10 protein-coding genes are annotated in these 11,364 nt (G+C 62.8%); 3 read left to right on the top strand and 7 right to left on the bottom strand.

Going from position 1 to position 11,364, the window contains the following annotated elements; genetic code table 11:
* Positions 1 to 349: 349 nt before the first annotated feature.
* The 5 genes from Q0Y42_RS13320 to Q0Y42_RS13300 form a co-directional block, all read right to left on the bottom strand.
* On the bottom strand, positions 350 to 964 hold the full coding sequence (locus Q0Y42_RS13320) for a hypothetical protein (protein WP_297804667.1): 615 nt from the start codon (positions 962 to 964) through the stop codon (positions 350 to 352).
* Between the two features lie 154 nt (positions 965 to 1,118).
* Positions 1,119 to 2,654, bottom strand: coding sequence for a UbiD family decarboxylase (locus Q0Y42_RS13315; RefSeq protein ID WP_297804665.1), 1,536 nt, complete (start codon positions 2,652 to 2,654; stop codon positions 1,119 to 1,121).
* Positions 2,655 to 2,702: 48 nt separating this feature from the next.
* A complete protein-coding gene (locus Q0Y42_RS13310; protein ID WP_297804662.1) occupies positions 2,703 to 2,951 on the bottom strand; it encodes a helix-turn-helix domain-containing protein in 249 nt (82 codons plus the stop codon).
* Between the two features lie 102 nt (positions 2,952 to 3,053).
* The gene (locus Q0Y42_RS13305; RefSeq protein ID WP_297804659.1) at positions 3,054 to 3,890 is read right to left on the bottom strand and encodes an aldo/keto reductase; all 837 of its coding nucleotides are present in this window, start codon (positions 3,888 to 3,890) and stop codon (positions 3,054 to 3,056) included.
* Positions 3,891 to 3,928: 38 nt separating this feature from the next.
* Positions 3,929 to 4,723 carry an alpha/beta hydrolase gene (locus Q0Y42_RS13300; protein WP_297804656.1) on the bottom strand — a complete coding sequence of 265 codons (795 nt, stop codon included), beginning with the start codon at positions 4,721 to 4,723 and terminating at the stop codon, positions 3,929 to 3,931.
* Between the two features lie 305 nt (positions 4,724 to 5,028).
* Between Q0Y42_RS13300 and Q0Y42_RS13295 the strand changes: the two genes are divergently transcribed.
* Complete coding sequence (locus Q0Y42_RS13295) at positions 5,029 to 6,267, top strand: cation:proton antiporter (RefSeq protein WP_297804653.1); 1,239 nt, start codon at positions 5,029 to 5,031, stop codon at positions 6,265 to 6,267.
* A gap of 50 nt (positions 6,268 to 6,317) precedes the next feature.
* Here Q0Y42_RS13295 and Q0Y42_RS13290 read toward each other — a convergent pair whose 3' ends face one another.
* The gene (locus tag Q0Y42_RS13290) at positions 6,318 to 7,082 is read right to left on the bottom strand and encodes a PhoH family protein (RefSeq protein WP_297804650.1); all 765 of its coding nucleotides are present in this window, start codon (positions 7,080 to 7,082) and stop codon (positions 6,318 to 6,320) included.
* 312 nt (positions 7,083 to 7,394) lie between these two features.
* Here Q0Y42_RS13290 and Q0Y42_RS13285 point away from each other — a divergent pair, with 312 nt between their 5' ends.
* Entirely contained in the window at positions 7,395 to 7,922 is a 528-nt protein-coding gene (locus Q0Y42_RS13285; RefSeq protein WP_297804647.1) for a gamma carbonic anhydrase family protein, read from the top strand.
* A 135-nt stretch (positions 7,923 to 8,057) separates the two neighbouring features.
* Positions 8,058 to 8,939, top strand: a complete 882-nt coding sequence (locus Q0Y42_RS13280) for a hypothetical protein (RefSeq protein WP_297804643.1) — start codon at positions 8,058 to 8,060, stop codon at positions 8,937 to 8,939.
* Between the two features lie 74 nt (positions 8,940 to 9,013).
* Here the strand turns inward: Q0Y42_RS13280 and Q0Y42_RS13275 are convergent.
* The coding region (locus Q0Y42_RS13275) for an insulinase family protein (protein ID WP_297804641.1) at positions 9,014 to 11,364 on the bottom strand (2,351 nt) is incomplete at its 5' end.

The raw sequence follows: 11,364 nt of genomic DNA, 5'->3' as shown, positions 1-11,364 counted from the left end.
CGGGCCGATGACGCGAGGAAGCGGTTTACATTTGAGAAAATGACGCCGATCTTCAGGTTCTCGTTGTCCACCGACGTTGGCGCCTGGCTCTCTGCCGAGCTTGCCTGGCTCTCCGCCGGAGCCTAGCTCGCGGAAGATGCGCCGCCCTGGCCGCACGCGGCCAACGACAAGCTGGCCAGACAGACAGCGGCCAGCATCGCGCCGCGGTTTTTCACGTTCATCATACTCTAAAACTCTCCCCAACACTGGAGGCAACAGGCCGCCGTGTGAACAAGGAAGAGGAACGCGAGGCGGCAGTTGGAGTTCGAACGCCGCCATTCGAATGCTGCCGATTATTTGTAAAAGAGCGTTAACGCCAATCTTCCGGCAGGGGCAGGCCGATGTCGGTCAAAGTGCCGACGGGAAGACCGTTCTGTTGGCGCAGGGCGCGGATCTGGTCCGGCGGCGTCTGGGCAAAGGCACCGCGCATGTCATTGGCATAGGCTACGCGGGTGGCTTGAACCAACTGTTCCCACTGCTCGGCACTCATGCCCTCTGGCATCCGGTTCCATAGCGGCAAGCGCGGTTCGAACGACATGGCGCGCTCCGAAATGGCGACAACCAGCTCGGGATCGGCGAAGATCCAGCTGTTGATGGTGGAGCCGAAATTTTGGTTCAGGGCAAGGCGGGCCCTCGCGAACTCGGGGTCGGTCTGGGCCCACGGTTCGGTGCGGATCTGCCAGACATAGTACCAGAAGGCGGCCTGCAACTTGTTGCCGGCGTTCCAGTATTCCGAGACCACATAGATCAGGTTTACCGGCGATACGGTTTCGATATTGGCCAGAACTTCTGCTGCACTCGGCGTGGCCTGCTGGGTGACGGCGGCTTCCTGCGGCAGGGTCGGCGTTGCGGCGCTGTTCGCCAGGCTGACGGTCGGGACCAGCAGGGCCGCCACGGCCGCTGCGATGCAGAAGGGGGTTTTCATCTTGTGGCCGAGCCTTTCAGACGGATGGGACGCAAGATGAAGATCACAGATATGCGGCGACTTGGCTAGGCCCACGCCGATAGGGGCAGCGGTCGGTGGCGGGCATAGAGAAACGGTCGGCGTTTCCTTTTGGAAAGCGCCGACCGCTGCGTCTTTAGCTCTTTTTCCAGATGGGCGTGCCGTCGCCGGGTAGGCCCAGCTTGTCCCAGATGTCGTTGACGCGTTCGACCACGTCTTCGTCCATCTTGATGACCTCGCCCCATTCGCGCTTGGTCTCGGGCTCCCACTTGTCGGTGGCGTCGAGGCCGATCTTGGAGCCAAGCCCGCTTTCGGGCGAGGCGAAGTCCAGATAGTCGATCGGGGTGCCCTCGATGACGGTGATGTCGCGGGCGGGGTCCATCTTGGTCGAGATGGCCCACATGACATCCTTCCAGTCGCGGGCGTTGACGTCATGGTCCACGACGATGATCCACTTGGTGTACATGAACTGGCGCAGGAAGGACCAGCAGCCCATCATCACGCGCTTGGCGTGGCCGGGGTAGGCCTTCTTCATCGACACCACAGCAATGCGATAGGAGCAGCCTTCGGGCGGCAGCCAGAAGTCCACGATCTCGGGGAACTGTTGCTGCAGCAGCGGGATGAAGACCTCGTTGAGCGCCTCGCCCAGCACCGACGGTTCATCCGGCGGACGGCCGGTGAAGGTGGTCAGATAGATCGGGTCTTTCCGCATGGTGATGGCGGTGACCTGAAACACCGGGAAGGTCTCAACCGAATTGTAGTAGCCGGTGTGGTCGCCATACGGACCCTCGGGGTGGTGCTCGTCGAGCAGGACGTGGCCTTCCAGCACGATCTCGGCCTGCGCAGGCACCATCAGCGGCACGGTCTTGCACGGCACCAGCTCGGCCTTTTCGCCGCGCATCAGGCCCGCGAATTGATACTCCGAGAGGGTTTCCGGAACCGGGGTGACGGCGGCCAGAATGGTGCCGGGGTCTGCGCCCAGAACCACAGCGCAGGGCAGGGGCTCGCGCTTGCCGGCCTTCTTGTGGCGGGCATAGTGCTGGGCTCCGCCACGGTGGGCCAGCCAGCGCATGATGGTCTTGTCCTTGCCCAGCACCTGCATGCGGTAGATGCCGAGGTTGAAGTCGTCTTCGCGATCGTCGCTCGGGCCCTTGGTGACCACGAGGCCCCAAGTAATTAGCGGCGCAGGCTCACCCGGCCAGCACGACTGGATCGGCAGCTTGGTCAGGTCGATGTCATCGCCGGTCAGAACGACCTCCTGGACCGGAGCCTTCTTCACGGTCTTGGGACGCATCGACATGACGGTTTTGGCCAGCGGCAGCATTTCCATCGCTTCGCCAAGGCCGCGCGGCGGGACGGGGTTTTTCAGGAAGGCCAGCAGTTCGCCCACTTCGCGCAACTCACCGGTGGTGGTGCGCTGTTTGTTTTCCAGCGTCACGCCCATAGCCACGCGTTTGACCGTGCCGAACAGGTTTACAAGGCAGGGGATAGGGCTGACCGAGTCGTCGGGCATGACGGGCTTTTCAAAGATCACAGCCGGTCCGCCGTTACGCAGCAGGCGGGTCTGGATCTCGGTCATTTCCAGCACGGTAGAGACGGGTTCGGATACGCGAACCAGTTCGCCCTGTGCTTCCAGCTGATCGATGAAATCGCGAAGGGATTTGTAGGCCATAGCCGTGGATTAGGCGGCATTGCGCCGTCTGTCACCTGTGGCTTTGCGTCAGTGGGCCGGAGTGTCTGTCACCAAGGCCCAGATGGGCAGGCGAAGGGCACGGGTGGTGGCATCCAGTTCGGCACTGTTCAGGTGGCGGCGGCCCGCTTCGATCATGCGAACATCGGCGGCGCTGAGGTGCAGCAGAGCGGCCAGTTCGTCGTGATCCATGCCCCGGCGATCCCGCCATCGCTTTACGCGGGCACCTACGATCAGGTCGACGGGGTCAGTCGCCGGAAAACCCAGTATCGAACCCATGACGTCCCTCCCAGAACGGTCGTTGCAGGGTACGCAAGGTGTCACTTCGGGGAGGGTGCGCGTGATTGCCCGTTTCGTCCAATCACGCGCTCGGGAGCAGATTTAAGCGGCGTCCCACCTGAAGGCGGGATCGAGGTGGTCACCGACGCGGTAACCGCTGGCCAGTGTGGCCATGCGGGCGATTTCGTCATCGGTCAGGGCAAAGTCGAAGACGTCGAAGTTTTCGCGGGCGCGGGCTTCGCTGGCAGTCTTGGGGATAGCGATGATGCCTTGCTGGATGATCCAGCGCAGGGTCACCTGTCCGGGGGTCTTGCCGTACTTCTCTGCGATCTCGACGACGACGGGCTCGTCCAGAACCTTGCCGCGCGCCAGAGGCGACCACGCCGTTAGGGACGAACCAAGTTCCGAAGCCTTGGCCTTGAGCGCGTTGATGCTCAGCAGCGGGTGGTATTCGACCTGATTGGTGACCAGCTTGGCCGCCGACAGGTCCTGCGCCTTTTGCCATAGGGCGGACGGATAGTTGGACAGGCCGATGGCGCGGGTCAGCCCGCGTTGCTTTGCCTCGTTCAGGGCGGCGATGGTCTCTGCCAGTTCCGGCTGCGGCTTCGGCCAGTGCAGCAGCAGCAGGTCGGGCGTGGAGCCCAGTCGCTCGGCGCTTTCCTCGGCCTGTTTCAGCAGGGCGTCGCGGGTCAGGTTGGTGACCCAGATCTTGGTCGTCAGGAAGAAGTCATCGCGTGCGATGCCCGCGTCCTTGATGCCTTGGCCGACTTCGCTCTCATTGTCATAAATGAAGGCCGTGTCGATGTGGCGATAGCCGATGCGCAGGGCCTCGCCCACCATGCGGCGGGCGTCGTTGCCCTTCAGCTGCCATGTACCAAAACCCAGCTGGGGGATTTCAAAGCCGTCGATGTTGACGGTGGGCTGGGTTCCATAGGCCATGACGCAAATCCATATCTGTCGGGGATGAGGTCAGGGATTTAGGCAGTCGCTGCGCCCGTCGAAAGGTCTTGTTCGAACCAGTCCCAGATTTCTTGCCACAGGGGTTCCATCCCTTTGCGGAAGGCGCCGTCGTGGCCGATGGTCTTGCGTCCGTAATCAGCGGGGCTGCGGGTGACAAAGGTGCGCGGTGCGTTCGGATAGGCGCTCATCAGCACGGGGGCCGACTTGGCGGTGGCGATGGGATCGTCGGTGAACAGCCAGGATTGGATGGGGGCGGTGACCTTGTCGTACTGGTGCGGGCCGAGGTGTCCGGCTTTGAGCTCGCCGAGGAAATAGTCCGGCTTCATGCACCAGCGACGCCATGTGCGGAAAACCCGTGGCGGCAGATCGGTGCCCGACCAGAGCTTGCCCTGCTTGATATAGCCATGGCGGATCAAGTGGACGGGACCAAAGCCGAACCAGAAGAATAGCTCGAGCGGATTATAGCGGCGCAGATGGTGCATCCAGTGGCCCGAACCGACGGAAACAAAGGCGTGGCGGCGGATATCGGCCTGATTGGGCATGAAGCCGATGAAGTTGCCGCCGACGCTGTGTCCGACGTGGAAGACGGGCAGGTCCGAGGCTTCGGCTTTGAGGGTTTCCAGCGCGGCGGCCTGATCCTTGGCCCAGTCGGTGTATTCGATCGGCGATCCCTTGAGCGGCCCGTTGTTGGAGCCGGCGATGCCGCGATAGTCGAATGTCAGGACAACGGCGCCCTTTGCTGCCATGAAGCGGGCAAAGCGGTCATAGAAGCCTTGGGGGTAGGCGGTGCCCGATGAAACGAGGATGGCCATTCGGGGCGAGGGACCGGAAAACAGCCGCCCTGCCAGTCGGTGGCCGTCGGGCGCTTCAAAAAAGAATTCGCGCACTGTCACCGCGGGCGCTTGGGGGCTATCCGACATATTTCGCCAAATCAGTTGCTTTTGGAAACTGACTTTGCGTGAGGGGAGGCCGAGGGTCAAGAGTGCTTCGCGCAACACGGAAACGGGATATTCTGAAATCCTAGCAGTTTCCGATAGCTGCTGCCCTTGATGTCAGTGGCTCCGCTAACCATTGTGAAGATCAAGCAAGCGATTATCCCGATCATGCAGGAGTGCCGATGCCCCATGCCGACAGCCTGATCATCACTCTGGTCGGGGGCTTCGTGCTGGCCTTTGTGTTCGGCATGTTGGCCAACCGTCTGCGGCTGTCGCCATTGGTGGGGTATCTGGTTGCCGGTGTGGTCGTAGGACCCTTTACGCCCGGCTATGTCGCGGACACTGAACTGGCACCGCAGCTGGCCGAGATTGGCGTTATCCTGCTGATGTTCGGGGTGGGGCTGCATTTCTCGCCCAAGGATTTGATGCAGGTGCGCAAGGTGGCCTTGCCCGGTGCGCTGGTGCAGATCGGGGCGGCGACGGTCATGGGCTGGGTGCTGGGGCGGTTCGCCCTGGGGCTGGGTGATCTTGAAGCGGCCCTGCTGGGCTTTTCGCTGTCGGTTGCGTCCACGGTGGTGCTGCTTAAAACCTTGGAAGAGCGCAAACAGGTCAAGGGCGAGATCGGCAAGATCGCCGTCGGCTGGCTGATCGTTGAGGATCTGGCGATTGTGGTGGCGCTGGTGATGCTGCCGCTGGTGATCCTGCCAGAGGGCCAGATGTTCAATCCGGCGGTATTGGCCGGATCGATCGGTCTGACCCTGCTGAAGGTCGCGGTCTTTGTGGTCCTGATGTTTGTGGTGGGCGGCAAGGTCTTGCCGTGGCTGCTGGTGCGGATCGCTCATACCAAGTCGCGTGAGCTGTTCACGCTGGGGGTGCTTTCGATCGCTCTGGGGATTGCGTGGCTGGCCTATGCGGTGTTCGGGGCATCGTTTGCGCTGGGGGCCTTTGTGGCAGGGCTAGTGCTGAACGGGACGCCCTTGGGTCACAACGCGGCTGAGCGGTCCCTGCCGTTGCGCGATGCCTTTGCGGTGCTGTTCTTTGTGTCGGTGGGGATGTTGTTCGATCCCAATATTGTCGTCACCAAGCCGCTGGCCGTGTTGGGCGTGGTGTTCATTGTCATCATTGGCAAGTCGTTGGCGGCGATGGTGATCACCTCGGCCTTTAAACTGGACCGCGCGACCAGTCTGACGGTGGCGGCGTCACTGGCCCAGATCGGGGAGTTCTCCTTCATTCTGGCCGCCATCTCGATGCAGATGGGAGCCATGGATCGCGAAACGCATGACCTGATCCTTGCCGCGTCCTTGCTGTCGATCACGCTGAACCCGTTTGTGTTTGCCCTGATCGACCGGATGGGTGCGAAGACCCCGCCGACGCCCCCCGTCAAACAGACCGACACCGAGGCGCTGGCCAAGGTGATGTGACTTATAAAAAAGGCCCGCTGGTTCAGCGGGCCTTTTCGTATCGGTCGGTGTCAGAGGACGCCGATCATCTCGGCGACCAGCGGGTGACGCACGATGTCCTGTTCGGCCAGCCGGACGACGGCAACGCTGTCCAGTTGTTCCAGACGTTCGGCGATATCGCCAAGGCCCGATACCCCCGGCAGCAGGTCCGACTGGTGCGGATCGCCCGTGACCACCATGGTGGAATGCCAGCCCAGTCGGGTCAGCAGCATCTTGAGCTGGACATAGGTGCAGTTCTGGGCCTCGTCGACGACGACGAAGGCATTGTTCAGCGTGCGTCCGCGCATATAGCCGACGGGCGCGATCTCGATCAGGCCCTCGGCCATCAGGGCCTTGACCCGCTTCATCGAAAGACGGTCCGACAGGGCGTCATAGAGCGGGCGCAGATAGGGGGCCAGCTTGTCCTCCATATCGCCCGGCAGGAAGCCGATGGACTCGCCCGCCTCGACCGCAGGGCGCGACAGGACGATGCGACCTACCTTGCCCGCCTCAAGTGCTTCGACCGCCTTGGCGATGGCCAGATAGGTCTTGCCCGTCCCTGCGGGGCCGAGCGCGGTCACAAGGCTGTATCGGTCGATGGCCTCCAGCAGTTTGGCCTGACCGTCCGACTTGGGTTTCAGGGTTTTGAGATAGCCCTGCTCGCGTTCGTCATTGGACGGATAGGGCGACCATCCTGAATGGTTCGGCAGTCGCCGTACCTTGGCATCCTGTGAGAACTCGCGCGGGTCCAGAACACCTTCGCGGACCTGACGCTTCATGGCTGAACGCTTGGACATGGATGCCTCCGGGCAAGAAAAAAGGCGAACCCGAACGGGATCGCCTTGGACGTGTGCATTGTGGGGAGGGCGGCAGAACGCGTCATACCATCTCCGGGATCAGCCGTTTCCCAGCCGCGGCGCATGCCGATGGACCGACAACCAACTGGTACCGAACACGTCAAACGCATCCTCCAGTGCAGACCGGACCGGGGTTGATCCGGCTTCGGATTCAAAGGACCAATAGGTCTTCGAATCGCTACAACACTCTGACTGTAACGTGGTTATTCGAGTGTTAAAGGTAAGAATTTGCGACGAGGGGATATTGCAGTCATGACGGCCTATCAGTTGGACGGTGTCAGCCCGATCCTGCCCCCCGAGGGCGAATACTGGATTGCCCCCAATGCGTCGGTGATTGGCGATGTCGAACTGAAGTCGGGGGCCAGTGTGTGGTTCAACGTCGTCATTCGCGGCGACAACGAGCGCATTACCGTGGGGCGCGACAGCAATATTCAGGAAGGGGCCATCCTTCATACCGACGTCGGCTATCCGATGACCATCGGCGCGGGCGTGACCGTCGGTCACAAGGCCATGCTGCATGGCTGCGAGATCGGCGACAACAGCCTGATCGGCATCAATGCGGTAGTGTTGAACGGGGCCAAGATCGGCAAGAACTGCCTGATCGGTGCCAATGCCCTGATCACCGAAGGCAAGGTCATTCCCGACAACTCTCTGGTGATGGGGCAGCCGGGCAAGGTGGTGCGCGAACTGGACGAGGGGGCGGTGTCAGCACTAGCCCTGTCGGCGCAGCATTACGTCCAGAACTGGAAGCGGTTCGCGACGGGGTTGAAACCCGTCTGATCTCTGTCCTGTGCCAATAGGGGACGGGAAAGCTTCATTCCGGCACATATAGTGGTGCTTTGATGCGGTTTCCTGTGCGCTGACGGCGGCCCGTCCCTTGCATCGCCTGCGGTGGTATTCGACCGGGGGTTCGCAATGCGGGCAGTGACCAAGACAGTTTTGGCGACGGCAATAGGCGCAGGGGCGATCCTGTTGGCGGGATGGTCGATGGCCGGTGACAAGGGCTGTCTCACCTGTTCGCCGCCGCCCCCGCCGTCACCGCCGCCTGTGCCGGGGCATGGGGGATGTTCGGGCGGTGGTTGTACGCCGCCGACCGTGCCAGTCTGCTGTGGGGGCGGCGGCAACGTCAATGTGAACGTCAACATCAACAATGTCGGGGCCAGTGCCTCTGCCTCTGCCAACGCCAATGCCGAGGCGCGTGCGCGGGCCTATAGCGGGGCGCGCGCAGGGGCGGGAGCCGGATCCACGGTCATCGTCGGGGGCGGTGGGGCCTATTTCAACGTGGACCAACCCTATCCGCTGACCGCGCAGGGACTGGCGGTCGAGGGCGGCTATCGCGAGACGGTGCGCGTGCCTGTGACCAGCACCCGCTCGTGGGAGAAGCGCTATCGTATTCAGGCGGTCTGTCTGGATGACCGCAATGTCCCGCATCCGGCCTCGCAGGTGCGACCGGGCAAGGATGTGGCCGATAGCTATGAGGGGGAACTCTATCGCTGCATCGCCGGAACCACGCTGCAATGGACCCGCAGCGAGGGCGATGGCGCGGGCGAGACGGTCACCTGCGAAAAGGGGCAGGCGCTGTGGTTCGGGGGCGGCAATCTGGAATGTCGTCCGCAGAAGCGCGAGCGCGACTGTCATGAACGCTCGCTGCTGCGCCGCTATGGTGCCGGTATCAAGGAAGTCGTGCTGCGCGGCGAGGAAACCATCACCGAATACCGCGAGGAAGTGGTCGAGCGCAGTCTGGCGGTGACCGGCAACATGATGATGGACGGGGGTGTCGGCGGGCGCGTCTTCTAGGCCGCCGACCTTGGGGGACGAAAAAGGCTCCGGAACGGGTGTTCCGGAGCCTTCTTTGTTGGGGCCGCTAGTCCTTACGGATTGGCGGGACGCACTTCGAACGACCATGAACGGTTCGCTTGCAAATAGGTCTGGGCGGCGTTCTGGATGTCCTGCGGGGTGAAGCTTTCCATCACCTCGACATAGTTGGTGATCAGAGGCTCGTTCTCCGGCTTGCGGTCCAGATCGCCGAGATTGCCCAGCCAGAAGCTGTTGTTGGCCTGACCACGGCGGAAGCGTTCGATCATCGGGGCGCGGGCGCGGTTCAGCTCGTCCTCGGTCACCGGAGAGGTGGCGAAGCTGTCGACCACCTTGGCCACGGCGGCGTGGAAGGCGTCGATCTTGTCCGGTGCCACGTCGCCGCGCACGGCAATATAGCCATAGTCGTCATAGGTGCTGGACGAGGTCGAGCCGACGCCCGGGCTATAGGTCAGGGCCTGCTTCTCGCGGATTTCCTCGAGAACGCGCAGGCTCAGGACTTCGGTCATCAGCGACACACGGCGCGCCTCGCGGCGGTCACCCATGTTGTCGGTACCCTGCCAATAGACCACGACGCCAGCCTGATCGGCCTTGCCCGTATGGGTAAAGCGATAGGGCTCGCTGCGCGGTGCGGGCAGGGATCGGGTCAGAGACTCGGGCGCGGGGGTGGGGCGTGCGCTGCGCGTCGGCAGAGCGCCAAAGGTCTTGGCCACGGCGGCTGTGGCGTCCTCGATCGAGACGTCGCCGACGATGGTGATGGTGATCGGACCATCGGCCAGTGCGCGTTCCACCTCGGCCTTGACCTGATCGGCGGTCAGGGCGCTGACTTCCTCGACCGTCGGCTGGGTGGCGCGACGGTCACCACCCGACAGGATGGCCGCACCGTCCAGAGCCAACGCACCGGCCACAGTGGCGCGGGTTTGCTCGATGGCCTGCGGATAGATGGCCTTGATCTGCTCCAGCGGCGGCGCGCGCAGCGCGGCATCGGTGAAGTAGGCGGCCAGTACCTGAAGCTGCAGGTCGAGGTCCTGTTTGCGGGTGGAGCCGGACAGGGTGATCTCGTCATCGCCGACTGACATGCCGGCGCTGAAGGTGCGGCCCGCCAGTACGCGGTTCAGTTCATCCAGCGTCAGCTTGCCCACGCCGCCTGCGGTAAAGACGCTGGGGGCGATGTTCAGCGGGCTGAAGCTGTCCTTGGGAAGGGCCAGATCGCCGTTGACCGTATCCACCGAGATCAGGATTTGATCTTCACGGTAGTTGGTCTGTTTGAAGATCAGATTCACATTGTTCGGGAAGGTGACCATGGTGGCCCCTGCCGTCTCGAACGTCTTGGTGGCGACCGGAGCGGTCGGGGTGCCAAAGGCGGTGTAGGGCCATTCCAGTGCGGATGCGGCGGCAGGCGGGGCGACCTCGACCTGCTGGCTGGCGTTCAGGATGCGGACCACCTCGGCCTCGCCGCCTTCAATCGCGACGGGGCTTTGGACCAGGGCGACCGGGCCGTAACCGCTCAAGGCCTTGGCGACCAGCGCCTTTACTTCCTCAAGGTCGATGTTCTCGACGGCGGCATTGAACAGCGCCAAATCATCGGCAGGCGAAGTCCAGACCGAGTTATCGTTGACCGAGTTGTGGATCGAGGCGGCCAGCCCTGCGGTCTGCTGGGTATTGGCGGAAGTCACAGCGTTTTCGAGGGCGGTGCGGATCACCGAGATCTCACGCTGGATTTCGGCATCGGTCACGCCGTACTGGATCAGGCGTCGCTGTTCCTGCTCGATGGTTTCCAGAGCGCGCTGAAGGCCACCCGGATTAAAGGCGGCGGTGACGCTGCCCATTTCCAGAGAGTCGAGGAAGCCACCGCTGCTGGCCCCCGCGCCGATGAAGGGCGGGTTTTCCTGACGCGAGATTTCGCCCAGGCGGCGGTTCAGGACAGCCAGACCCAGACCGGTCAGGCGGTCTTCGCGACGAGTGGCCTGATTGTCGGGACGATCGACGTAGGGACGGGTGCGGTACAGGCTGACGCTGGATTGCACCCCCGGCTCGACGACGATGGCGGCCTGGGTTCCGCGTTCTTTTTGGACGCCAAGGTCCGGTTCGGGGCCGTCAGGATGGGTGTTGGTCCAGTCGCTGAAAGCGTCGCGAATCTTGCCTTCCATATAGTCGACATCGAAATCACCGACGGCGACGAAGGTGGCGCGTTCCGGACGGTAGTAGGAACGGTAGAAGTCGACGAACCGCTGGGCGGGGGCGTTACGGATAATGTCCAGATCGCCAATCGGCATGCGATCGGCCACGCGTTGGTCGGGGGCCATCAGCTTCAGCTGGGCCTGGAAGGCGCGAAGGGCCGGCGTGTCGCGGCTGCGGGCTTCGCCGCCGTCCACGTGTTCCTCTTCGTGTCTGTGGTTTTCTTTCT

Origin of the sequence: uncultured Brevundimonas sp. (genome assembly GCF_947305955.1) — a bacterium.
Classification (GTDB): domain Bacteria; phylum Pseudomonadota; class Alphaproteobacteria; order Caulobacterales; family Caulobacteraceae; genus Brevundimonas.
The sequence above is the reverse complement of the archived record's forward strand: the minus strand, read 5'-3'. Positions and strand labels throughout refer to the sequence as shown.

What these genes read in the sequence shown, in the direction of transcription:
- Q0Y42_RS13285 (WP_297804647.1), top strand. Translation starts at nt 7,395, where the DNA reads ATGACGGCCTATCAGTTGGACGGTGTCAGCCCGATCCTGCCCCCCGAG.
- Q0Y42_RS13280 (WP_297804643.1), top strand. Translation starts at nt 8,058, where the DNA reads ATGCGGGCAGTGACCAAGACAGTTTTGGCGACGGCAATAGGCGCAGGG.
- Q0Y42_RS13300 (WP_297804656.1), bottom strand. Translation starts at nt 4,723, where the DNA reads ATGGCCATCCTCGTTTCATCGGGCACCGCCTACCCCCAAGGCTTCTAT.
- Q0Y42_RS13320 (WP_297804667.1), bottom strand. Translation starts at nt 964, where the DNA reads ATGAAAACCCCCTTCTGCATCGCAGCGGCCGTGGCGGCCCTGCTGGTC.
- Q0Y42_RS13310 (WP_297804662.1), bottom strand. Translation starts at nt 2,951, where the DNA reads ATGGGTTCGATACTGGGTTTTCCGGCGACTGACCCCGTCGACCTGATC.
- Q0Y42_RS13295 (WP_297804653.1), top strand. Translation starts at nt 5,029, where the DNA reads ATGCCCCATGCCGACAGCCTGATCATCACTCTGGTCGGGGGCTTCGTG.
- Q0Y42_RS13305 (WP_297804659.1), bottom strand. Translation starts at nt 3,890, where the DNA reads ATGGCCTATGGAACCCAGCCCACCGTCAACATCGACGGCTTTGAAATC.
- Q0Y42_RS13315 (WP_297804665.1), bottom strand. Translation starts at nt 2,654, where the DNA reads ATGGCCTACAAATCCCTTCGCGATTTCATCGATCAGCTGGAAGCACAG.
- Q0Y42_RS13290 (WP_297804650.1), bottom strand. Translation starts at nt 7,082, where the DNA reads ATGTCCAAGCGTTCAGCCATGAAGCGTCAGGTCCGCGAAGGTGTTCTG.